This window comes from Streptomyces fagopyri (assembly GCF_009498275.1).
GTDB classification, from domain to species: Bacteria; Actinomycetota; Actinomycetes; order Streptomycetales; family Streptomycetaceae; genus Streptomyces; species Streptomyces fagopyri.
Genome location: NZ_CP045643.1, coordinates 1,862,075 through 1,884,510, shown reverse-complemented (window position 1 = coordinate 1,884,510; position 22,436 = coordinate 1,862,075). Strand labels below are relative to the sequence as shown.

Genomic DNA, 22,436 nt, shown 5'->3' with positions numbered 1-22,436 from the left:
GTGCCCACTGCCCCGCCCGACCCGGCCGTGCGCATCCGAAGACGAAAGTTTCCCCTTGTGAGTGACACAACGCAGGACGGCGCGGTCGCGGTGAGCGACCGCCCGTCGCCCGATGACGGGCTCTCCGCCGCCGAGCTGGCCGGAAAGTACGGGCTCGCGGTCAGCGGCGCCCGGCCCGGCCTCGTCGAGTACGTGCGTCAGCTGTGGGGGCGGCGCCACTTCATCCTCGCGTTCTCGCAGGCCAAGCTCACCGCCCAGTACAGCCAGGCCAAGCTCGGCCAGCTGTGGCAGGTGGCGACGCCGCTGCTGAACGCGGCCGTGTACTACTTCATCTTCGGCCTGATCCTGAAGGCCAGCCGGGGCATGTCGCACGACACGTACATCCCCTTCCTGGTGACCGGCGTCTTCGTCTTCACCTTCACCCAGAGTTCGATAATGGCCGGCGTCCGGGCGATCTCGGGCAACCTCGGGCTGGTACGCGCGCTGCACTTCCCGCGCGCCTCACTGCCCATCTCCTTCGCGCTCCAGCAGCTCCAGCAGCTGCTGTTCTCGATGCTCGTGCTGTTCGTCGTGGCGATCGCCTTCGGCAGCTACCCGGGTCTGTCCTGGCTGCTGATCGTGCCCGTGCTGGTGCTGCAGTTCCTGTTCAACACCGGCCTCGCGCTCATCGTGGCCAGGCTGGGCGCGAAGACCCCCGACCTCGCCCAGCTGATGCCGTTCATCCTGCGCACCTGGATGTACACCTCGGGCGTCATGTTCTCCATCAGCAACATGCTCGTGGGCCGCCCCGAGTGGGTCATCCGCGTGCTCCAGGTGAACCCGGCCGCGGTCTACATGGACCTGATGCGCTACGCGCTCATCGACGGCTACGGAGCCTCCCACCTGCCGCCGCACGTGTGGGCGATCGCCACCTTCTGGGCCGTGCTCGTCGCCGTCGGCGGTTTCGTGTACTTCTGGAAGGCGGAAGAGAGGTACGGCCGTGGCTGACCAGGTGTCCCACATCCCCACCGTCATCGCGGACGAGCTCCACATCGTCTACCGCGTGAACGGCGCCAAGACCGGCAAGGGCAGCGCCACCGCCGCGCTCAGCCGCATCATCAAGCGCGGCGAGGAACGGGGCGTGCGCAAGGTGCACGCCGTCAAGGGCGTCACCTTCACCGCCTACCGCGGTGAGGCGATCGGCCTGATCGGCTCCAACGGCTCCGGCAAGTCCACGCTTCTGCGGGCCATCGCCGGACTGCTGCCCGCCGAGAGGGGCAAGGTCTACACCGACGGCCAGCCCTCGCTGCTCGGCGTGAACGCCGCCCTGATGAACGACCTGACGGGCGAGCGGAACGTCATCCTGGGCGGCCTCGCGATGGGCATGTCCCGTGAGCAGATCAAGGAGCGCTACCAGGAGATCGTCGACTTCTCGGGCATCAACGAGAAGGGCGACTTCATCACGCTGCCGATGCGGACGTACTCCTCCGGCATGGCGGCGCGGCTGCGGTTCTCGATCGCGGCGGCCAAGGACCACGACGTGCTGATGATCGACGAGGCGCTGGCCACCGGCGACCGCTCCTTCCAGAAGCGCTCCGAGCAGCGGATCCGCGAGCTGCGCAAGAGCGCGGGCAGCGTCTTCCTGGTCAGCCACAACAACAAGTCGATCCGCGACACCTGCGACCGTGTGCTGTGGCTGGAGCGCGGCGAGCTGCGCATGGACGGGCCGACCGAAGAGGTCCTCAAGGAGTACGAGAAGTTCACGGGCAAATGACCCCACGCGCCCAGGGCCCCGCCGGAACGGTTCGGCGGGGCCCTGCGTCTGCGAAGGAAAAGCCAACTCCTGCTGTCCTTAGGAATCTTGACGCCAATCGGTGTGTTGTTGTGATGTGCAGGACACCCCGACGGACCGTGCAGCGTTGTACAACGTAAGCTGTACCGGTGCTGAATCGCGGCAAGTGGGGCGATATTGCGCGACGCCCGGTACCCGCGCGCTGCGCGGACCTCCGGGCGGCGTGTCCGAAATGGGCAGTATTGGGTCGGCAGTGTAGAACGGGAGATGTGACGGCAATGGCTACGGAAACTCTCCAGCTCCGCGATGCGTGTGCCGTCCCCGCGCCGGGCGGCGAGCGGTGACCGAAGCCCGTACGGCCCACACCGGAGATCCGGAGCGCGGCACCCTCGACAAGGCCGCGGACGAGAACTTCCCCGTCGCGCCCTTCTTCCTGCCCAGGGCCTGGCGCGACGACCTGATGGCGGTCTACGGTTTCGCGCGCCTCGTGGACGACATCGGGGACGGGGATCTGGCCCCCGGCGGCACGGACGCCCGGCTGCTCGGCGTGTCGCCCGAGGAGGCCGAGGACCGTCTCGTCCTCCTTGACGCCCTCGAGGCGGACCTCCACCGGGTGTTCGACGCGACCCCGCTCCACCCGCTGCTGCGCCGCCTCCAGCCCACGGTCCGCCGCGCCGGCCTCACCCACGAGCCCTTCCTGGGCCTGATCGGGGCCAACCGTCAGGACCAGCTCGTCACCCGGTACGAGACGTGGGACGACCTGCTGGCCTACTGCGAGCTGTCCGCCAACCCGGTGGGCCGCCTGGTCCTCTCGGTCACCGGCACCTCGACGCCCGAGCGGATCCGCCGCTCGGACGCGGTGTGCACGGCGCTGCAGATCGTCGAGCACCTCCAGGACGTGGCCGAGGACCTGGGCCGCGACCGTGTCTACCTGCCCGCCGAGGACATGAAGCGCTTCCATGTCCAGGAGGCGGACCTCGCCACGGCCACAGCAGGCGCATCGGCGCGCGCGCTGGTTGCATACGAAGCAGAACGCGCGCTCCACCTCCTGAATGAAGGCACCCCCCTCGTGGGTAGCGTCCACGGCAGGCTGAAGCTGCTGCTCGCGGGGTTCGTTGCGGGGGGAAGGGCGGCGATCCGTGCGATCGCCGCCGCTGAATACGACGTACTTCCCGGCCCGCCCAAGCCCGGCAAGCTCCAGTTGCTGCGCGAGGTGGGAGTGACTCTGCGAGGAAAGGGGTGATCCGGACCGTGGAGTCGGAACAACACGTGTCCGCACCGGTACTCGCCGCTTACAGCTACTGCGAGGCAGTGACCGGTCAGCAGGCGCGTAACTTCGCGTACGGCATCCGACTTCTCCCGACGCCCAAGCGTCGTGCGATGTCGGCGCTCTACGCGTTCTCACGGCGTGTCGACGACATCGGCGACGGCACGCTGGCACCGGATGTGAAGGCGGCCCGTCTCCAGGACACCAGGGCGCTGCTCACCCGGGTCCGCGAGGGCCGGGTCGACGAGGACGACACCGACCCGGTCGCGGTCGCCCTCAGTCACACCGCGGCGTACTTCCCGGTGCCGCTCGGCGGCCTCGACGAGCTCATCGACGGCGTCCTGATGGACGTGCGCGGTGAGACGTACGAGACCTGGGACGACCTGAAGGTGTACTGCCGGTGTGTGGCCGGGGCGATCGGGCGGCTGTCGCTCGGCGTGTTCGGTACGGAACCGGGGGCGCGCGGCGCCGAACGCGCGCCGGAGTATGCCGACACGCTCGGGCTCGCGCTCCAGCTCACCAACATCCTGCGCGACGTGCGTGAGGACGCGGGCGACGGGCGCACCTATCTGCCGGCCGACGACCTCGCGAAGTTCGGCTGCTCGGCCGGGTTCGACGGGCCGACGCCGCCGGAGGGCTCCGACTTCGCGGGCCTGGTGCACTTCGAGGTGAGACGGGCCCGCACCCTCTTCGCCGAGGGCTACCGGCTGCTGCCCATGCTGGACCGGCGCAGCGGCGCCTGTGTCGCCGCCATGGCCGGCATCTACCGGCGGCTGCTCGACCGCATCGAGCGGGAGCCGGAGGCCGTGCTGCGCGGCCGCGTCTCGCTGCCGGGCCGGGAGAAGGCGTACGTCGCCGTGCGCGGTCTGTCCGGCCTGGACGCGCGGCACGTGTCCCGCCGCACCGTCAGGAGGCGCACCTGATGGACAATCCGGTCCAAGGTGATTCCATCGGAGGAAAGCGGCACGCAACCCTCCGGTGGTCCCCGGCGTCCCTGACTGCGACGGCCGGTCGTACACCGTTCGAGCACCGCGGCGGGCCGAGGGGGGAGAGCGCACGATGAGCGAGGCCACGCAGCCGGGGGAGCCGGGCGCGGACGGTCGGGCCGGCTCGGACCGCCCCGGGACGCCCGCCACCACGGCCGGCCCCGGGACATCCGCCGTCGTGGTCGGCGGCGGGCTCGCCGGGATCACGGCCGCGCTCGCGCTCGCCGACGCCGGGGTGCGTGTGACGCTGCTCGAAGGCAGGCCGCGACTGGGCGGGCTGGCCTTCTCCTTCCAGCGTGGCGAACTCACCGTGGACAACGGCCAGCACGTGTATCTGCGCTGCTGCACCGCCTACCGGTGGTTCCTCGACCGTGTCGGCGGGACCTCGCTCGCGCCGGTGCAGGATCGTCTCGACGTGCCCGTTCTCGACGCGGAGGGTCCCGAGGGGAGACGGCTCGGCAGAATCGGCCGCACCGCGCTGCCGGTGCCGCTGCATCTCGCGCGCAGCCTCGCGACCTATCAGCATCTGTCGCTCACCGAGCGCGCCAAGGTCGGCCGTGCCGCTCTGGCGCTCAAGGCGCTCGACCTCGACGATCCGGCGCTCGACGACCAGAACTTCGGCAGCTGGCTCGCCGAACACGGTCAGTCGGAGCGTGCCGTCGAGGCACTGTGGGACCTGGTGGGGGTCGCCACCCTCAACGCGGTGGCCGGCGACTCGTCGCTCGGGCTCGCCGCGATGGTGTTCAAGACGGGTCTGCTGTCCGACCCGGGCGCGGCCGACATCGGCTGGGCGCGCGTCCCGCTGGGCGAACTGCACGACACACTCGCCCGCAAGGCGCTCGACTCCGCGGGCGTCCGTACCGAGGTCCGTACACGAGTCACCTCCATCTCCCACGACGAGAACGGGCGTTGGAGCGTTCAGGTTCCCGGCGAGACACTCGACGCGGACACCGTCGTGCTCGCCGTACCCCAGCGCGAGGCGCACGATCTGCTGCCGGCGGGCGCGCTGGACGCCCCGGAGCGGCTCCTGGAGATCGGCACCGCGCCGATCCTCAACGTCCACGTGGTCTACGACCGCAAGGTGCTCACCCGCCCGTTCTTCGCGGCGCTCGGCTCCCCGGTGCAGTGGGTCTTCGACCGCACCGAGGCCTCCGGACTGCGGGAGGGGCAGTACCTGGCCCTGTCCCAGTCGGTCGCGCAGCACGAGATCGACGAGCCCGTCGCCGTCCTGCGAGAGCGCTATCTGCCGGAGCTGGAGCGGCTGCTGCCCGCTGCCCGAGAGGCCGCGGTGAAGGACTTCTTCGTGACCCGGGAGCGCCACGCGACGTTCGCCCCCGCCCCTGGCGTCGGACGGCTGCGGCCCGGTGCCCGCACCAAGGCTCCCGGCCTGTATCTGGCCGGTGCGTGGACCGCCACCGGGTGGCCCGCGACCATGGAGAGCGCGGTCCGTAGCGGTGTCGGCGCGGCGGGAGCCGCACTGGGCGCCCTGGGCCGGCCCCGCGATCACCTCCTCGCGTTCGAGGAGACGGCCCGCACGCTCCCGGGGGACACCCTCCGGACGTCCGGCCGGACACCGGCGGGAACCGGCGCTTCACGGCGAGGTGGACCCAGGTGAGGGTCGAGCAGCGCGCGGTGGACCCCCGCACCCCCGGTACCGCAACAAGAGGAGAGACTGTGCCCACTGTGCCCCCGGCCGAATCGGCTGCCGACGCGGTGGACGTGACCGCGCTCCTGGAGCGCGGCCGGACCCTGGCCACACCGGTGCTGAAGGCGGCCGTAGACCGCCTGGCGTCGCCCATGGACACCGTCGCGGCCTACCACTTCGGCTGGATCGACGCCGCGGGCAACCCCGCGGACGGTGACGGTGGCAAGGCCGTGCGCCCCGCGTTGGCCGTCCTGTCCGCGCAGGCCGCCGGCGCCGCCCCGGAGGTCGGAGTGCCCGGCGCGGTCGCGGTGGAGCTGGTGCACAACTTCTCGCTGCTGCACGACGACCTGATGGACGGCGACGAACAGCGCCGCCACCGCGACACCGTCTGGAAGGTGCACGGCCCCGCCCAGGCGATCCTGGTCGGCGACGCCCTGTTCGCGCTGGCCAACGAGATCCTCCTGGAACTCGGCACCGCCGAGGCCGGCCGCGCCACCCGCCGCCTCACCACCGCCACCCGTGCCCTCATCGACGGCCAGGCGCAGGACATCTCCTACGAACACCGCGACCGGGTCAGCGTCGAGGAGTGCCTGGAGATGGAGGGCAACAAGACGGGCGCCCTGCTCGCCTGCGCGTGCTCGATCGGCGCGGTCCTCGGCGGCGCGGACGACCGCACCGCCGACACGCTGGAGAGGTACGGCTACCACCTCGGCCTTGCCTTCCAGGCCGTCGACGACCTCCTCGGCATCTGGGGCGACCCGGAGGCCACCGGCAAGCAGACCTGGAGCGATCTGCGCCAGCGCAAGAAGTCCCTGCCGGTCGTGGCGGCGCTCGCCGCGGGCGGCCCCGCCTCGGAACGGCTCGGCCGGCTGCTCGCCGAGGACGCCAAGGCCAGCGACTTCGAGAACTTCTCCGAGCAGGAGTTCGCGGCCCGCGCCGCGCTCATCGAGGAGGCGGGCGGCCGGGAGTGGACCGCCCAGGAGGCACGCCGTCAGCACGCCGTCGCCATCGAGGCCCTGAACGCCGTCGAGATGTCCGACCAGGTACGGGCCCAGCTCGTGGCGCTCGCCGACTTCGTCGTCGTACGAAAGAGATGATCACTATCGGTCGAATAAACCTCGCGTAGTCGCCGGCCGGTGTCTCCCCGGGTTCCCCGTCTCGTACGGGAACAGGGGACCCCATGGGAGCGACGCACCGGCCGACGGCGGACCCACAGCAGAGACGTACCACTGCACGAAGGGGAAGCCATGACAGCGACGACCGACGGAAGTACCGGGGCACTGCCGCCCCGCGCTGCCGCGGCCAGCGAAATCCCGACAGAGACGACTCCCGTGGCGGCCGGGACAGTCGAGACCCGAGACGTCGCCAAGTACGCCATACAGCGTGCCACCGACCACCTGCTCTCGCGGCAGGACGCCGAAGGCTGGTGGAAGGGCGACCTCGACACGAACGTCACGATGGACGCCGAGGATCTGCTCCTGCGTCAGTTCCTGGGAATCCTCGACGAGACGACCGCCCGCGCCGCCGGTCTGTTCATCCGCGGCGAGCAGCGCGAGGACGGCGCCTGGGCCACCTTCTACGACGGTCCGGGCGACCTCTCCGCCACCGTCGAGGCGTACGTCGCCCTGCGGCTGGCCGGGGACGCCCCCGACGCGCCGCACATGACGAAGGCCGCCGCCTGGGTGCGTGAGCGGGGCGGCATCGCCTCGGCCCGCGTCTTCACCCGGATCTGGCTCGCCCTGTTCGGCTGGTGGAAGTGGGACGACCTCCCCGAACTCCCGCCGGAACTCATCTACTTCCCGAAGTGGATGCCGCTCAACATCTACGACTTCGGATGCTGGGCGCGGCAGACGATCGTGCCGCTCACCATCGTCTCGGCGAAGCGGCCGGTGCGGCCCGCGCCGTTCCCGCTGGACGAGCTGCACACCGACCCGGACAATCCCAGCCCGGTCAGACCCACGGCTCCCGTGGCGAGTTGGAGCGGCGTCTTCCAGCGGCTGGACAAGGCGCTGCACCAGTACCGCCGGGTCGCACCGCAGCCGCTGCGCCGGGCCGCCATGAACGCGGCGGCGCGCTGGATCATCGAACGGCAGGAGAACGACGGCTGCTGGGGCGGCATCCAGCCGCCCGCGGTGTACTCCGTCATCGCGCTCCACCTGCTCGGCTACGACCTCGACCACCCGGTGATGCGTGCCGGACTGGAGTCACTGAACCGCTTCACGGTCTGGCGCGAGGACGGGGCCCGGATGATCGAGGCCTGCCAGTCGCCCGTCTGGGACACCTGCCTGGCGGCCATCGCGCTCGCCGACGCGGGCCTGCCCGCCGACCATCCGCAACTGGTCAAGGCCGCGGACTGGATGCTCGGCGAGGAGATCGTCAGACCCGGCGACTGGGCGGTGAAACGGCCTCATCTCCCGCCGGGCGGCTGGGCGTTCGAGTTCCACAACGACAACTATCCCGACATCGACGACACCGCCGAGGTGGTCCTCGCGCTGCGCCGAGTGCGCCATCCCGACCCGGAACGCGTCGAGAAGGCGATCGGGCGCGGGGTGCGCTGGAACCTCGGCATGCAGTCGAAGGACGGCGGCTGGGGCGCGTTCGACGTCGACAACACCAGTCCCTTCCCCAACCGGCTGCCGTTCTGCGACTTCGGGGAGGTGATCGACCCCCCGTCCGCGGACGTCACCGCGCACGTGGTGGAGATGCTCGCGGTGGAGGGCCTCGCGCACGACCCCCGTACCCGCCGGGGCATCGCGTGGCTGCTCGCCGAACAGGAGCCGAACGGCTCGTGGTTCGGGCGCTGGGGCGTCAACTACATCTACGGCACGGGATCGGTGGTGCCCGCGCTGACGGCCGCCGGCCTGCCCGGCTCGCACCCGGCGATCCGCCGGGCGGTCGGCTGGCTGGAGACCGTCCAGAACGAGGACGGCGGCTGGGGCGAGGACCTGCGCTCCTACGACGACGCAGCCGAGTGGAGCGGCCGGGGCGCCTCGACCGCCTCACAGACCGGGTGGGCGCTGCTCGCGCTGCTCGCGGCCGGGGAGCGCGAGTCCAAGGCCGTGGAGCGTGGTGTCGCCTGGCTCGCGGAGACCCAGCTGCCCGACGGCTCCTGGGACGAGCCGTACTTCACGGGTACCGGGTTCCCGTGGGACTTCTCGATCAACTACCACCTCTACCGCCAGGTCTTCCCGCTCACCGCGCTCGGCCGCTATGTCAACGGCGAGCCGTTCGCCGAGGTGGAGGGGGGTTGATGAGCACGAAGCCCGAACCGGCACCGCTGCTGATCGCCTGCGCGCTCGGCATCGAGCACCTCGCCCTGCGCAGCGGCGACCGGAGCGGTTTCGACGGGCCCCTCACCGTCCTGCGCACCGGCATGGGCCCCAGGGCCGCGGAGCTCTCGCTCGACCGGGCCCTCGCCGGCCCGGCGCTGCGCGAGGCGGCCGTCCTGGCCACGGGCTTCTGCGCGGGGCTCGCCCCGGGTATGCACCCCGGCGACCTGGTGGTCGCCGAGGAGACCCGGGACACGCGCGGCAGCACTCCGTGCGTGGGCACCGAGCTGCTCGTCAAGGAACTGGTGCGCGCCGTGCCCGGGCGCACCGTCCATACGGGGCCGCTCACCGGCTCCGATCACGTCGTCCGCGGTCACGAACGGTCGGACCTGTTCGCGACCGGCGCCATCGCGGTCGACATGGAGTCCGCGGCCACGCTGCACAGCGCCGTCCGTGCCGGTCCCCGTCCGGTTGCGGCCGTCCGGGTGGTCGTGGACGCTCCAGAACATGAACTCGTCCGTATCGGCACGGTGCGCGGTGGAATATCAGCTTTCCGTGTTCTTCGTGCCATCCTTCCCGCTTTTTTTGAATGGCACCGTTCTTTGCTGCTCCCTCGGAGGTGAGCCAGATGGCCATGCCGCTTCGGCAGTCCATGAAGGTCGCTGCGTACCTGTTTGAACAGAAGCTCAGGAAGCGGGACAAGTTCGCGCTGATCGTCGAGTTGGAACCGCTCTTCGCGTGCAACCTCAAATGCGAGGGCTGCGGCAAGATCCAGCACCCGGCAGGGGTGCTCAAGCAGCGTATGCCGGTGGCCCAGGCCGTGGGCGCCGTGCTGGAGTCCGGTGCGCCGATGGTGTCCATCGCGGGCGGCGAGCCGCTGATGCACCCGCAGATCGACGAGATCGTGCGGCAGTTGGTGGCCAAGAAGAAGTTCGTCTTCCTGTGCACCAACGCGTTGTTGCTGCGCAAGAAGATGGACAAGTTCAAGCCCTCGCCGTACTTCGCGTGGGCCGTGCACATCGACGGACTGCGCGAGCGTCATGACGAGTCGGTGGCCAAGGAAGGCGTCTTCGACGAGGCGGTCGAGGCCATCAAGGAGGCCAAGCGGCGCGGCTTCCGCGTCACCACCAACTCGACCTTCTTCAACACCGACACCCCGCAGACCATCATCGAGGTGCTCAACTTCCTCAATGACGACCTGAAGGTGGACGAGATGATGCTCTCGCCCGCCTACGCCTACGAGAAGGCTCCCGACCAGGAGCACTTCCTCGGTGTGCAGCAGACCCGGGAGCTGTTCAAGAAGGCCTTCGCGGGCGGCAACCGGCGCCGCTGGCGCCTCAACCAGAGCCCGCTCTTCCTGGACTTCCTGGAGGGCAAGGTCGACTTCCCGTGCACCGCGTGGGCGATCCCCAGCTACTCGCTCTTCGGCTGGCAGAAGCCCTGCTACCTGATGAGCGACGGGTACGTCCAGACGTACCGGCAGCTCCTGGAGGACACCGACTGGGACTCCTACGGCCGGGGCAAGGACGACCGGTGCGCGAACTGCATGGCGCACTGCGGCTACGAGCCGACGGCCGTCCTCGCCACCATGGGCTCCCTCAAGGAGTCCCTGCGCGCCGCCCGCGAGACGTTCACGGAAAGCCGCGGGTGACGTCATGACCGCCGTTTCCCTGGGCCTTCCCGAGGTGCCGGTCCGACCGATCGCGGAGCGCCGGGTGTCACGGCGGATCCAGGTCGGACCGGTGGCGGTCGGGGGAGGAGCACCCGTCTCGGTGCAGTCGATGACGACGACGCGTACGTCGGACGTCGGCGCCACCCTGCAGCAGATCGCGGAACTCACCGCGTCCGGCTGCCAGATCGTCCGGGTCGCCTGTCCCACACAGGACGACGCGGACGCCCTCGCCACGATCGCCCGCAAGTCGCAGATCCCGGTGATCGCCGACATCCACTTCCAGCCGAAGTACGTCTTCGCCGCCATCGACGCGGGCTGCGCGGCGGTGCGGGTCAACCCGGGCAACATCAAGCAGTTCGACGACAAGGTGAAGGAGATCGCGCGCGCCGCCTCCCAGGCGGGCACTCCCATCCGGATCGGCGTCAACGCGGGCTCGCTCGACCGGCGCCTGCTCCAGAAGTACGGCAGGGCGACGCCGGAGGCGCTCGTCGAGTCGGCGCTGTGGGAGGCGTCCCTCTTCGAGGAGCACGGGTTCCGGGACATCAAGATCTCGGTCAAGCACAACGACCCGGTCGTCATGGTCAACGCCTACCGGCAGCTGGCGGCGGCCTGCGACTACCCGCTGCATCTGGGCGTCACGGAGGCCGGGCCGGCGTTCCAGGGGACCATCAAGTCGGCGGTCGCCTTCGGGGCGTTGCTCTCCGAGGGCATCGGGGACACCATCCGGGTCTCCCTGAGCGCGCCGCCCGCCGAGGAGTGCAAGGTCGGTATCCAGATCCTGGAGTCCCTGGGCCTGCGGCAGCGGCGCCTGGAGATCGTCTCGTGCCCGTCCTGCGGGCGCGCCCAGGTGGACGTCTACAAGCTGGCCGACGAGGTCACGGCCGGTCTGGAGGGGATGGAGGTCCCGTTGCGCGTCGCGGTCATGGGCTGCGTCGTCAACGGCCCCGGAGAGGCGCGGGAGGCTGACCTGGGGGTCGCCTCCGGCAACGGCAAGGGGCAGATCTTCGTCAAGGGCGAGGTCGTCAAGACCGTGCCCGAGTCGAAGATCGTCGAGACCCTCATCGAGGAGGCGATGAAGATCGCCGAGCAGATGGAGAACGACGGCGTCGGGTCCGGGGAACCGGCCGTCACCGTGAGTTGATCACCACGGATCGAGAGGGGGCCCGAGCGTGACGATTCTGGAGAAGATCCGGGGACCACGCGACCTGAAGGCGCTGTCCGAGGCGGAGGTCGGTGAACTGGCCGATGAGATCCGGGAGTTCCTGGTGCACGCGGTCGCCAGGACCGGTGGACATCTCGGGCCCAATCTGGGGGTGGTGGAACTCTCCATCGCCCTCCACAGGGTCTTCGAGTCACCCGTCGACCGCATCCTGTGGGACACCGGTCACCAGAGCTATGTGCACAAGCTGCTGACGGGACGTCAGGACTTCTCCAAGCTGCGCGGCAAGGGCGGCCTGTCCGGCTACCCCTCGCGCGAGGAGTCCGAGCACGACATCATCGAGAACAGCCACGCCTCGACGGCGCTCGGCTGGGCGGACGGCCTCGCCAAGGCCCGCCAGGTGCAGGGCGAGAAGGGCCATGTCGTCGCGGTCATCGGCGACGGCGCGCTGACGGGCGGAATGGCGTGGGAGGCGCTGAACAACATCGCCGCCGCGAAGGACCGACCGCTGATCATCGTCGTCAACGACAACGAACGCTCGTACGCGCCGACCATCGGCGGCCTCGCCAACCACCTCGCGACCCTGCGGACGACCGACAGCTACGAGAGGGTGCTGGCCTGGGGCAAGGACGTACTGCTGCGCACCCCCGTCGTCGGGCCCACCCTCTACGAGTCCCTGCACGGCGCCAAGAAGGGCTTCAAGGACGCCTTCGCACCGCAGGGCATGTTCGAGGACCTCGGCCTCAAGTACGTCGGGCCGATCGACGGGCACGACACGGGAGCCGTGGAGTCGGCGCTGCGGCGCGCGAAGCGTTTCCACGGGCCTGTGCTGGTCCACTGTCTGACGGAGAAGGGCCGCGGTTACGAACCGGCGCTCGCCCACGACGAGGACCGTTTCCACACGGTGGGCGTGATGGACCCCCTCACCTGCGAGCCGCTCGCGCCCTCCAACGGGCCCTCCTGGACCTCTGTGTTCGGCGACGAGATCGTCCGGATCGGGGAGGAACGCGAGGACGTCGTGGCGATAACGGCGGCCATGCTGCACCCGGTGGGACTCGGTGGGTTCGCCGAGCGGTTCCCCGACCGCGTGTGGGACGTCGGGATCGCCGAGCAGCACGCCACGGTCTCCGCGGCCGGACTCGCCACGGGCGGCCTGCACCCGGTCGTCGCCGTCTACGCCACCTTCCTCAACCGGGCCTTCGACCAGCTCCTGATGGACGTCGCGCTGCACCGCTGCGGCGTCACCTTCGTACTGGACCGGGCCGGTGTCACCGGCGTCGACGGCGCCTCGCACAACGGCATGTGGGACCTGTCCGTCCTCCAGGTCGTGCCGGGCCTCAGGATCGCGGCGCCGCGTGACGCCGACCAGCTCCGCGCCCAGCTGCGGGAGGCGGTCGCCGTCGACGACGCGCCGACGCTCATCCGGTTCCCGAAGGAGTCGGTGGGCCCGGCGATCCCGGCGACCGACCGGGTCGGCGGCCTCGACGTCCTGCACCGGTCGGCGGCGACCCCGCGGGTCCTCCTGGTGGCCGTCGGCGTCATGGCGCCGGTCTGCCTCCAGGCCGCCGAACTGCTGGCGGCCCGGGGGATCGGCTGCACCGTCGTCGACCCGCGCTGGGTCAAACCCGTCGACCCGGCGCTGCCGGGCCTCGCGGCCGAGCACCGGCTCGTGGCGGTCGTCGAGGACAACAGCCGGGCGGGCGGCGTCGGCGCGGCCGTCGCACTGGCCCTCGGGGACGCGGAAGTGGACGTACCCGTAAGGAGGTTCGGGATTCCGGAGCAGTTCCTCGCGCACGCCAAGCGCGCGGAGGTGCTGGCCGACATCGGGCTCACGCCCGTCGAGATCGCCGGGCGGATCGGGGCCGCCCTGGCAGTCAAGGACGAGTTGTCCAAGGAGAAACAGGAATGACCACCCCTTCCGGGAAACGGGAGTTCGACCTCGGCGCGCTGCTGGCCGAGCGCGGGGCCGAGCGCTACGAGCTGCACACCAAGTACCTGAACCACCAGCTCCCGCGCATGCTGCACACCATCGGCTTCGACAAGGTGTACGAGCGGGCCGAGGGCGCGCACTTCTGGGACGCGGACGGCAACGACTACCTGGACATGCTCGCCGGGTTCGGGGTGATGGGCCTGGGCCGCCATCACCCCGTCGTCCGCCAGGCGCTGCACGACGTCCTGGACGCCTCGCTCGCCGACCTCACCCGCTTCGACTGCCAGCCGCTGCCGGGACTGCTGGCGGAGAAGCTGCTCACCCACAGCCCGCACCTGGACCGGGTGTTCTTCGCCAACAGCGGTACGGAGGCCGTCGAGACCGCCCTGAAGTTCGCCCGGTACGTCACCGGCAGACCCAGGATCCTCTACTGCTCCCACGCCTTCCACGGGCTGACCACCGGGTCGCTGTCCGTGAACGGCGAGGACGGGTTCCGGGACGGGTTCGCCCCGCTGCTGCCCGACACGGCCGTCGAGCTCGGCGACCTCGACGCGCTGGACCGCGAGCTGAAGCGGGGCGACGTCGCCGGACTCATCGTCGAGCCCATCCAGGGCAAGGGCGTGCACGAGGCCCCGCCCGGCTATCTGCGCGCCGCCCAGGAGTTGCTGCACCGGCACAAGGCGCTGCTCATCGCGGACGAGGTGCAGACGGGTCTGGGGCGGACCGGTGACTTCTACGCGTACCAGCACGAGGACGGCGTGGAACCCGACCTGGTGTGCGTGGCCAAGGCGCTGTCCGGCGGCTATGTGCCGGTCGGCGCCACCCTCGGCAAGGACTGGATCTTCAAGAAGGTCTACTCGTCGATGGACCGGGTCCTCGTCCACTCGGCGAGCTTCGGGGCGAACGCGCAGGCCATGGCGGCCGGGCTCGCCGTGCTCTCGGTGATGGAGAACGAGCAGATCGTGGCGAACGCGCGGGCCACGGGGGAGCAGCTGAAGAGCCGGCTCGCGGCGCTCGTCGACACGTACGAGCTGCTCAGTGACGTCCGCGGCCGGGGGCTGATGATCGGCATCGAGTTCGGGCGGCCCAGGTCGCTCAAGCTGCGCAGCCGCTGGACCATGCTGCAGGCCGCGCGCAAGGGGCTCTTCGCGCAGATGGTCGTCGTCCCGCTGCTGCAGCGGCACCGCATCCTCACCCAGGTCTCCGGGGACCACCTGGAGGTGATCAAACTGATCCCGCCGCTGATCGTGGGTGAGCGGGACGTGGACCGGTTCATGGAGGCCTTCGTCGCCGTGATGGACGACGCGCACAGCGGCGGCGGCCTGATGTGGGACTTCGGGAAGACGCTGGTCAAACAGGCGGTCGCCAACCGCTAGACCAGGTCCGTCCCCGTCCTGTCGGGCACCGCCCGCCCGACAGGACGGGGACGGACGCGCCCGGACCGCGTGCCGCGACGGGGCAGGGCGAGGATGCGTGGGGCGGTCGGCCGCCCCATCGGGTGCCGCCATCGCCCTTTTGCCTGTGAGGCAATAAATTTGCCCGAGAGGCAAAGATACGGCTCAATGGAGTGCATGAGCCCCATCGAGCCGGAGGCGGCGGACACGCCGCCCGAGCCCGGGACAGCCGACCTGCTGCCCGTCGTCGCGCCGCAACTGCGTGAACTGCGCCGGAGCGCCTCACTGACCCTGGAGGCCGCGGCCCGTGCCGCCGGACTCTCGGCCGCCCACCTGTCCCGGCTGGAGACGGGACAGCGCCAGCCCTCGCTCCCGATGCTGCTCGCCCTGGCCCGCATCTACGGTACGACGGTCTCGGAGCTGCTGGGCGAGAGGGTCGCCGAACGTGACGCGATCGTCCGGGCCGCGGACATGGAGCCGACCGCGGCGGGCGGCTGGACCTACTGGCAGGCCGGCTCCCCGGGCCGCGGGATGCAGGCACTGCGGGTGCACGTCCCGTACGGCTCCCAGGGCGACATCGTGCGCGTCCATCCCGGCGAGGAGTGGCTGCACGTCCTCCAGGGGCGGCTGCGGCTGCGGCTCGGGGACACCACGCAGATCCTCGCGCCCGGGGACAGCGCGCACTTCGACTCGCTGACCCCGCACCGCATAGCCGCCGCCGATCAGGCGGGGGCCGATCTCCTCTTCGTACACACCCTGCTGCAGAGCCCCGCCGCCGCGCTGTGCCTCGGCCCGGCGACGGCGCACCCGACCCTGGGAGAGATGTCATGACGGAGCCCACCGAGCCCACGGAGTCCGGCCCCCGGCGGTCCATGGAGGACAAGTTCCCCCGTGCGCTGTGGGTGCGGCTGATCATCTACGTCGCTGTCGGCCACCTCTTCGCGGCCTTCATCTACCTGCTGTTCACGCTGGGGGCGCAGAACCAGTAGAACCAGTAGAACCGGGGGTCTGGGACCGTACGTACAGCCGTACAGCCGTACAGCCGTACAGCCGTACAGCCGCGCGGTGCGTGGACGTCAGTCGAGGAGCCTGTCGCGCAGCCGGTCCCGCAGCTCGGGGGTGAGGCGCAGGGCCTGCTCCAGGTAGCTGTCGACACCGCCCCAGGTCTCCTCGATCGTCTCGAAGGCCGCCGTCAGATATTCGGCCCGCGCGTCGAACAACGGGCTGAGCAGCTCCATGACCTCGGGGGAGCGGGCCGCGTCGGAGGTGCCGTTGCGCTGCACCTTGTAGCGGCGGTGCCGTGCGTTCGACTCCAGGTAGTCGGTGACGATGGCGTCGCGCTCGACGCCCACGGCGAGCAGCGTCACGGCTATGGACAGGCCCGCGCGGTCCTTGCCCGCGGCGCAGTGCATCAGCGCGGGCACGCTGTCCTCGGCCAGGGCGTGCAGCACCTGGGAGTGCTCGGCCGTCCGCTCGGTGATGATCGAGCGGTACGAACCGATCATCCGGTCCGCCGCCCGGCCGCCGCCGAGGTGGGCACGGAGCTGGTCGAGCTCGCCGTCGCGGACCATCTTCCAGAACTCGCTGCCGTCGGCCGGGTCGGTGAGCGGAAGGTTCACGTTCCGTACACCGGGCAGCTCGACGTCAGGGCCCTCCAGTTTCTGGTCCGAGGCGTTGCGGAAGTCGAAGATGGTGTGCAGGCCGAGGGAGGAGAGGAACGCGGCGTCCTCCGCCGTCGCGTGCGCGAGGTGACCGCTTCGGAACAGCCGTCCGGACCGCACCCGCCGGCCGTCCACGGTGGGCAGGCCGCCCACGTCTCGGAAGTTGCGCACTCCGGCCAGCTCGGGCTCGGTCGACGGGACCTGCTGCGTCACGGGGGCTCCTCCCATAGGGCCGTCGGCACCGCTCGTCGTCGCTCGCCGACGGGAATCGCCTCTCGACGATACGACATCGGTTCCGGGGGCCATGAGTTGTCCACAGGCGCCGCCGCACCTGCCGGGACGCGGTCGACGGAGCGGCGGGACGCAGAGGGCGCACGCGCGCCCGGCGGCCCGTGGCACCGCTCTGGGATCCAGACCGGTCGATCGCCCTGTTTTGACACAGATGACTGTTATGTGCGATTTAGTGCATTTGGTAGAACTAGCTCCGGAATATGGCCTCATGGGATGACGTGCGTGAGCAGCGTCATACACGTGACGATGTGTTGCGACGCTCCTTCCCCGGCGTGCCCGTGCGGCCGCGTGGATCGCCGGGCCGGCGGCGCCTCCGCGCACGGAGGGTGACGGGCAATCAGGACATCGATCAAGAAAGAGGCACGTAGGGGGGTCGCGCACAGTTGTCGGCACGCTCGTCCCTCGCCTACGTTCGCCCTCAATCCGGACGGACGCCCAATCCTGCCGCCGCCCGGAATCCGCACTCACCCGTACACGGCAGGAGCGGGGGACCCACAGGTATCGCGCCTGTTCCGGTCTCCGGAACGGCTAGGGGTACAGCCGCGCCGCCGCGCGGCCGGACATCTCCAGTCCGCACCCGACAGCTCACCTCGCAGGCGCCGGAGAGGAAATGAGCCATGCCCGCGAAGGGTAAACACCGTCGCCCCAAGTTCCTGCGTCTGCCCCGTTCGATCGCCGTGGCCGGCACCGGTGGTGCCGCGCTCGCCCTGCCGTTGATGGGGGCCGTCTGCGCCCACGCCGCGGCCCCGGCGGCCGCGGTCCCGGCCGTCGTGCAGAAGGTCACCACGGTTTCCGTGTCCGCGGGAGGCGCCGCGGAGAAGGCCGCGCCGAAGACCTACGTCGTGAAGGCCGGTGACACGCTCGCGAAGATCGCCGACCGGCAGCACGTCAGCGGCGGCTGGAAGAAGCTCTACGCCGACAACCGCGCGGTCGTCGGCGCCGATCCGACGGTGATCCGTCCCGGTCTGAAGCTGACGATCGGGGGACAGGGCGCCACGCCGTCGTCGGCGTCCGCCGCCACCCCGACCTCCGTGCGGCCCGCCGTCGCGGCGGCCTCCGCGACCAGGACCGCCGCGGCGACCGCGGCCAAGGCCGCCGACGCGGGGTACACCCTGCCGGTCGAGGGGGCCACCATCGGCACCGGCTACAAGGTGCCCGGCAGCATGTGGTCCAGCGGCTACCACACCGGTGTGGACTTCGTGGTCCCGACCGGCACCACGGTCAGGTCCGTCGCCGCGGGCACCGTCGTCTCGGCCGGCTGGGGCGGCGCGTACGGCAACCAGGTCGTCGTCCAGCACGCCGACGGCCGGTACTCGCAGTACGCCCACATGTCCGCGCTCACCGTCTCCGCGGGGCAGGCCGTGACCGAGGGGCAGCAGGTCGGTCTCTCCGGCGCGACCGGCAACGTCACCGGTCCGCACCTGCACTTCGAGATCCGCACGACGCCTGACTACGGCTCGGACCTGGACCCGGTCGCGTACCTGCGCGCGCACGGTGTCGTCGTCGCCTGACACACCCCCATGCGTCCGACGGGCCGGACCCCTTGAGGCAAGGGGTCCGGCCCGCGGCGTGTCGGCTGTTCAACCACGCCTGGGGAAGCCCTATTCCGGATTTCGGCCATTCTTTATGAGTGGCTTATATCACCACCCGTCAACCCATTCCTACGGTCGCGTAGCTCACATCCCAAGGTGAATCATGGCTCGACGTGGCAGACGATTCGAAGAGTGACAACAGAGCGGTGATCGGGTCGTACGTGGCGGTGGGGGACAGCTTCACCGAAGGCGTCGGCGACCCCGGCCCCGAAGGAGCCCTCGTCGGTTGGGCGGACCGTTTCGCGGTACTGCTCGCGGACCGGCAGCCGGAGGGCGACTTCACCTACACCAACCTCGCCGTGCGCGGGAAGCTGCTCGACCAGGTCGTCGACGACCAGCTCCGGCGGGCCAAGGAACTCGCCCCGGACCTGGTCTCCTTCTGTGCGGGCGGCAACGACATCATCCGTCCCGGCACCGACCCCGACGAGGTCGCGGAGCGTTTCGAGCGCGCGGTCGCCGACCTCACCTCCGCCGTGGGCACCGTCATGGTGACGACCGGCTTCGACACCCGTGGCGTCCCGGTGCTGAAGCACCTGCGCGGCAAGATCGCCACGTACAACGGGCACGTGCGGGCCATCGCGGACCGGTACGGCTGTCCGGTCCTCGACCTGTGGTCCCTGAAGACGGTCCAGGACCGGCGCGCGTGGGACGGCGACCGGCTGCACCTGTCGCCGGAGGGTCACACCCGGGTCGCGCTGCGGGCCGGCCAGGTCCTCGGCCTCGACGTACCGGCGGACCCGGACCAGCCGTGGCCGCCCCTGCCGCCCCGGGGCACGTTCGAGGTGCGCCGGGACGACATCCACTGGGCGCGCGAGTATCTCGTGCCGTGGATCGGACGGCGGCTGCGCGGGGAGTCCTCGGGCGACCACGTGGCGGCCAAGGGCAGCCTGTCGCCGGACGACATCAAGATGCGGATCGGGACCGTCGCCTGAGCCGCGGGACATCGGTGGGCGGCCGCCGGGCGGGACCGCGGGGCGCACGCGGGCCCTGACGGCGGCGGTGCGCCGGGGCACGCGCCTCAGCGCACCGCCGCGGTCAGGGCCGCCCGCTCGAGTCCCAACTCGCGCGCGAGCGCGTCGTCCACCCACTCCTGGGCCCGCGCGCGCGACACCGCGGCCGCGTAGGCGGTCATCTGCACCGCCAGCCCGTCGAGCAGCGCCGTCAGCCGCAGCGCGGCTCCCGCGGGATCCGGGCACCGGAACTCGCCGCCGGCCACTCCCTCGGCGATCACCTCGGTGATCGCGGCCTTCCACTGGCTGTCGAGATCGCGGGTGACCTCCCGCAGCGCGGGCTCGCGCAGGGCCGCGCCCCAGCCCTCGATCCACAGCCGCCAGCCCTTGGCCTGGCCGGTCGGCGCGTACCAGCGGACGGCCGAGCGCAGCCGTCGCAGCGCGGACGTACGGCGGCCGAGCAGCTTGCGCAGATGGGCGAGGTCGTCCTCGGCGGCATGGGTGAACGCGGCCGCGACCAGCTTCTCCTTGCTGGAGAAGTGGTACAGCACCAACGCGTTGCTCACCCCGAGCGACGAGGCGACGTCGGCGATCCGTACCGCCGCCACACCCCGTGCCTCGATCTGCCCGATGGCAGCCCGCAGCAATTCCTGACGCCGCTCCGCCACGCTCAACCGCACCCTCGCCACGCGGCAACCCTAGTGCCTCGCCCGGGTCGGGCGACGGACCGACGGGCGATCCGGACACGGCAAGTCCTCCTCGCCCGCCGCGAACTCCCGCGTCACGTACGTGACTTGGGCGACGGGGGTGGGAGCGTGAGGGGTGGGTGGTGGCCCGGCGTGGATGCCCGGCGCGGGAGTGCGGGTCCGATGTCCGGCGCGGCGGCCCGGTTCCGGGTCAGCGGTACCACCCGAACCGTTCCGCGATCACCGGCAGCCGGTCGGCGACGATGGCGTGCGCGGCGGCCCGCGGTGTCGTCCCGTCGGCCTCCGCGCGGGCCAGCATCCGGTCGATGAGACCGCGCATGGAGCGCCGGGTGTGGGCGAACGCCTCATCGGCGTCCGCGCCGATGTCGCCGAAGAGCGTCCACCACCACCAGGCGTTCGTACCGGAGTTGACGACGACGTCCGGCAGTACCAGGACACCGCGCGCGGCGAGCAGGTCCTCCGCCTCGGCCAGGACGGGCATGTTGGCCGCCTCCACGATCCAACGGGCCGTGATCCGCGCCTGGTTCGTGGTGTCGATCGCGTACGAGACCGCGGCCGGCACCAGGACGTCCGCGTCGGCCGACAGCCAGGCGTCGGCCGGGAGTTCGCGGTCCGCCGGGCGCAGCGCCGCGCGGTCCACCGTCCCGTAGGCGTCCCTCGCCGCGAGCAGCGCGTCGACGTCGAGTCCGTCCCGGTTCTCGATCGTGCCCTTGATGTCGGCGACGGCCACGACGGTGAGACCGGCGCGCGCCAGGAACCGCGCCGTGGCTCCGCCCATGGTGCCCAGGCCCTGTACGGCGACGCGCGTGCCCGGGTGGGAGACGCCGGCGCGGTCCAGGGCCGCGAGCACCGACTCGGCGACACCGCAGCCGCCGACCAGTTCGTCGAGCCCGATCCCGTCCACCTCGACCGCGAAGGCGTCCGCGAGACGGCTCCGCGCGCTCTTCTCGTCGTCGAGCAGCGGGTACACGGCCTGGATGGAGGAGACGAGCCCCGCCTCGGTGGCGGCCCGGTCGACCAGGTCCTGGCTGAGCCCGAGATCCTCGCCCGTGGTCCAGAAGTTCTCGATGTACGGGCGCATGGCCCGGAGATAGCGCACCAGGAGGCCGTACGCCGCGGGGTCCTGCGGATCGCAGTCGATACCGCCCTTCGCGCCGCCCAGCGGGATGTAGCGGCCCTCGGGGTTGTAGTGCAGGGCTTCCTTCATCGTCATGCCCCGGGCCAGCCCGGCGACCTCGTCCAGGGTGCAGCCCTCACGCATCCGCAGTCCGCCGCTGGAGACACCCCGGACCAGACGGTCGACCACGAGGAAGCCCGGGCGGCCGGTGACGTGATCGGTCCAGGTGAGTGTGATCAGGGGCGCGGTCGAAGGCGCGGTCATGGGTTCTCCTCGGGGACGGCGATCGGGGTGGGGCCGGAGGCACGCGGTACCCCGGCGGGAGCGCGGGCCGGTTCGTCGACGAGCGCGCCGTCCGCGGGGGTCCGGAGGCCGCCCGGCCCGGGTAGGGACGCCCGGCCCGAGTAGGGACGGTCGGTTCGGTTCGGGACGGTCGGCCCGAGTAGGGACGGTCGGTTCGGTTCGGTTCGGTCGGTTCGGGACGGTCGGGACCGGCCCGGACCGAGCGGAACGACGAGGGCGGTCGGCGGCGACCGGAGATCGCTCCCGGCCGGCTCGGCGCCCACGGTGACGATCACCTCGCGACCCGCCAGCCACTTCTGCACCGACTCAGTGTGCGGCCAGACCCGGGGCGGGCGGGGTGCCGCTCGGGAACGGCCCCCTTCGGCGAGTACGTCCGCGTCGACCGTTCCTCCCGGCGCGGACGGATCGGCGCGCACGCCTCCACCGGACCCTTTACTGAATAGTGAGTCAGTACCGGAAGGTCGCTCGGGCCGTGTCCATTCACTGGACGGAGCAGCGGCGGGCGGCGGGCGGCGGGGAGCGGGTGCGGTGGTGAGGGGGGCGGGTGCAGTGGTGAGGGGGGCGGGCGGGCGCGGGCGGGGCCGCGGTGATGGCGCGGATGTTCGCGCGGCCGGCCTGAGCGTCGCCGACCGGTTCGTCACGGCGTGGGGCCGTTCGTCCCCGGTGCCGGGCCGGGTGTGTCCGCGTACCCGGGAATTCCGCTCCCCGCCGCGGAAGAAGAG

The 22,436-nt window shown here is 71.1% G+C and carries 20 protein-coding genes and 1 riboswitch; of the genes, 17 read left to right on the top strand and 3 right to left on the bottom strand.

Going from position 1 to position 22,436, the window contains the following annotated elements; translation table 11 throughout:
* Nucleotides 1–57 precede the first annotated feature (57 nt).
* The 15 genes from GFH48_RS08015 (at nucleotide 58) to GFH48_RS07950 (ending at nucleotide 16,082) form a co-directional block, all read left to right on the top strand.
* Entirely contained in the window at nucleotides 58–987 is a 930-nt protein-coding gene (locus tag GFH48_RS08015) for an ABC transporter permease (protein ID WP_153287597.1), read from the top strand.
* On the top strand, nucleotides 980–1,753 hold the full coding sequence (locus GFH48_RS08010; protein WP_153287596.1) for an ABC transporter ATP-binding protein: 774 nt from the start codon (nucleotides 980–982) through the stop codon (nucleotides 1,751–1,753). The genes GFH48_RS08015 and GFH48_RS08010 overlap by 8 nt, the downstream gene beginning before the upstream one ends.
* A 358-nt stretch (nucleotides 1,754–2,111) precedes the next feature.
* Entirely contained in the window at nucleotides 2,112–3,014 is a 903-nt protein-coding gene (hpnC, locus tag GFH48_RS08005) for a squalene synthase HpnC (protein ID WP_153287595.1), read from the top strand.
* Complete coding sequence (gene hpnD, locus GFH48_RS08000; protein ID WP_153287594.1) at nucleotides 3,011–3,961, top strand: presqualene diphosphate synthase HpnD; 951 nt, start codon at nucleotides 3,011–3,013, stop codon at nucleotides 3,959–3,961. Before hpnC ends, hpnD begins: the two co-directional genes overlap by 4 nt.
* Nucleotides 3,961–4,101, top strand: coding sequence for a DUF6380 family protein (locus GFH48_RS39035; protein ID WP_228120446.1), 141 nt, complete (start codon nucleotides 3,961–3,963; stop codon nucleotides 4,099–4,101). Before hpnD ends, GFH48_RS39035 begins: the two co-directional genes overlap by 1 nt.
* A complete protein-coding gene (gene hpnE, locus GFH48_RS07995; protein WP_153287593.1) occupies nucleotides 4,098–5,639 on the top strand; it encodes a hydroxysqualene dehydroxylase HpnE in 1,542 nt (513 codons plus the stop codon). The genes GFH48_RS39035 and hpnE overlap by 4 nt, the downstream gene beginning before the upstream one ends.
* On the top strand, nucleotides 5,636–6,766 hold the full coding sequence (locus GFH48_RS07990) for a polyprenyl synthetase family protein (protein ID WP_153287592.1): 1,131 nt from the start codon (nucleotides 5,636–5,638) through the stop codon (nucleotides 6,764–6,766). Before hpnE ends, GFH48_RS07990 begins: the two co-directional genes overlap by 4 nt.
* A gap of 150 nt (nucleotides 6,767–6,916) precedes the next feature.
* A complete protein-coding gene (shc, locus tag GFH48_RS07985; protein ID WP_153287591.1) occupies nucleotides 6,917–8,920 on the top strand; it encodes a squalene--hopene cyclase in 2,004 nt (667 codons plus the stop codon).
* Entirely contained in the window at nucleotides 8,920–9,561 is a 642-nt protein-coding gene (locus GFH48_RS07980; protein WP_153287590.1) for a phosphorylase family protein, read from the top strand. The genes shc and GFH48_RS07980 overlap by 1 nt, the downstream gene beginning before the upstream one ends.
* A gap of 5 nt (nucleotides 9,562–9,566) precedes the next feature.
* The gene (gene hpnH, locus GFH48_RS07975) at nucleotides 9,567–10,589 is read left to right on the top strand and encodes an adenosyl-hopene transferase HpnH (RefSeq protein WP_153287589.1); all 1,023 of its coding nucleotides are present in this window, start codon (nucleotides 9,567–9,569) and stop codon (nucleotides 10,587–10,589) included.
* A 4-nt stretch (nucleotides 10,590–10,593) separates the two neighbouring features.
* Entirely contained in the window at nucleotides 10,594–11,751 is a 1,158-nt protein-coding gene (gene ispG, locus GFH48_RS07970) for a flavodoxin-dependent (E)-4-hydroxy-3-methylbut-2-enyl-diphosphate synthase (RefSeq protein ID WP_153287588.1), read from the top strand.
* A gap of 28 nt (nucleotides 11,752–11,779) precedes the next feature.
* The gene (dxs, locus tag GFH48_RS07965) at nucleotides 11,780–13,678 is read left to right on the top strand and encodes a 1-deoxy-D-xylulose-5-phosphate synthase (RefSeq protein WP_153287587.1); all 1,899 of its coding nucleotides are present in this window, start codon (nucleotides 11,780–11,782) and stop codon (nucleotides 13,676–13,678) included.
* Nucleotides 13,675–15,075 carry an aspartate aminotransferase family protein gene (locus tag GFH48_RS07960; protein ID WP_153287586.1) on the top strand — a complete coding sequence of 467 codons (1,401 nt, stop codon included), beginning with the start codon at nucleotides 13,675–13,677 and terminating at the stop codon, nucleotides 15,073–15,075. Before dxs ends, GFH48_RS07960 begins: the two co-directional genes overlap by 4 nt.
* A 195-nt stretch (nucleotides 15,076–15,270) precedes the next feature.
* Nucleotides 15,271–15,924 (top strand): helix-turn-helix domain-containing protein, encoded by a 654-nt coding sequence (locus GFH48_RS07955; protein WP_153287585.1) that lies wholly within the window; start codon nucleotides 15,271–15,273, stop codon nucleotides 15,922–15,924.
* A gap of 41 nt (nucleotides 15,925–15,965) precedes the next feature.
* Nucleotides 15,966–16,082 (top strand): DUF6126 family protein, encoded by a 117-nt coding sequence (locus GFH48_RS07950; RefSeq protein ID WP_148012225.1) that lies wholly within the window; start codon nucleotides 15,966–15,968, stop codon nucleotides 16,080–16,082.
* Between the two features lie 87 nt (nucleotides 16,083–16,169).
* On the opposite strand, the gene GFH48_RS07945 is transcribed toward GFH48_RS07950, so the two are convergent.
* A complete protein-coding gene (locus tag GFH48_RS07945; protein ID WP_153287584.1) occupies nucleotides 16,170–16,967 on the bottom strand; it encodes a tyrosine-protein phosphatase in 798 nt (265 codons plus the stop codon).
* Nucleotides 16,968–17,500: 533 nt separating this feature from the next.
* A riboswitch (cyclic di-AMP (ydaO/yuaA leader) is annotated at nucleotides 17,501–17,659 on the top strand.
* Between the two features lie 3 nt (nucleotides 17,660–17,662).
* Between GFH48_RS07945 and GFH48_RS07940 the strand changes: the two genes are divergently transcribed.
* Both GFH48_RS07940 and GFH48_RS07935 read left to right on the top strand, forming a co-directional pair.
* The gene (locus GFH48_RS07940; RefSeq protein ID WP_153287583.1) at nucleotides 17,663–18,556 is read left to right on the top strand and encodes a M23 family metallopeptidase; all 894 of its coding nucleotides are present in this window, start codon (nucleotides 17,663–17,665) and stop codon (nucleotides 18,554–18,556) included.
* Between the two features lie 227 nt (nucleotides 18,557–18,783).
* Nucleotides 18,784–19,569, top strand: coding sequence for an SGNH/GDSL hydrolase family protein (locus GFH48_RS07935; RefSeq protein ID WP_153292781.1), 786 nt, complete (start codon nucleotides 18,784–18,786; stop codon nucleotides 19,567–19,569).
* 86 nt (nucleotides 19,570–19,655) lie between these two features.
* On the opposite strand, the gene GFH48_RS07930 is transcribed toward GFH48_RS07935, so the two are convergent.
* The gene (locus tag GFH48_RS07930) at nucleotides 19,656–20,255 is read right to left on the bottom strand and encodes a TetR/AcrR family transcriptional regulator (RefSeq protein ID WP_228120445.1); all 600 of its coding nucleotides are present in this window, start codon (nucleotides 20,253–20,255) and stop codon (nucleotides 19,656–19,658) included.
* 229 nt (nucleotides 20,256–20,484) lie between these two features.
* A complete protein-coding gene (locus GFH48_RS07925) occupies nucleotides 20,485–21,675 on the bottom strand; it encodes a Glu/Leu/Phe/Val dehydrogenase dimerization domain-containing protein (protein ID WP_153287582.1) in 1,191 nt (396 codons plus the stop codon).
* Between the last annotated feature and the right edge of the window lie 761 nt (nucleotides 21,676–22,436).

Coding starts and splice junctions, on each gene's coding strand:
- GFH48_RS39035 (WP_228120446.1), top strand. CDS start 3,961: ATGGACAATCCGGTCCAAGGTGATTCCATCGGAGGAAAGCGGCACGCA.
- GFH48_RS07925 (WP_153287582.1), bottom strand. CDS start 21,675: ATGACCGCGCCTTCGACCGCGCCCCTGATCACACTCACCTGGACCGAT.
- ispG (WP_153287588.1), top strand. CDS start 10,594: ATGACCGCCGTTTCCCTGGGCCTTCCCGAGGTGCCGGTCCGACCGATC.
- hpnH (WP_153287589.1), top strand. CDS start 9,567: ATGGCCATGCCGCTTCGGCAGTCCATGAAGGTCGCTGCGTACCTGTTT.
- shc (WP_153287591.1), top strand. CDS start 6,917: ATGACAGCGACGACCGACGGAAGTACCGGGGCACTGCCGCCCCGCGCT.
- GFH48_RS07955 (WP_153287585.1), top strand. CDS start 15,271: ATGAGCCCCATCGAGCCGGAGGCGGCGGACACGCCGCCCGAGCCCGGG.
- hpnE (WP_153287593.1), top strand. CDS start 4,098: ATGAGCGAGGCCACGCAGCCGGGGGAGCCGGGCGCGGACGGTCGGGCC.
- GFH48_RS07960 (WP_153287586.1), top strand. CDS start 13,675: ATGACCACCCCTTCCGGGAAACGGGAGTTCGACCTCGGCGCGCTGCTG.
- GFH48_RS07940 (WP_153287583.1), top strand. CDS start 17,663: ATGCCCGCGAAGGGTAAACACCGTCGCCCCAAGTTCCTGCGTCTGCCC.
- GFH48_RS07950 (WP_148012225.1), top strand. CDS start 15,966: ATGGAGGACAAGTTCCCCCGTGCGCTGTGGGTGCGGCTGATCATCTAC.
- GFH48_RS07980 (WP_153287590.1), top strand. CDS start 8,920: ATGAGCACGAAGCCCGAACCGGCACCGCTGCTGATCGCCTGCGCGCTC.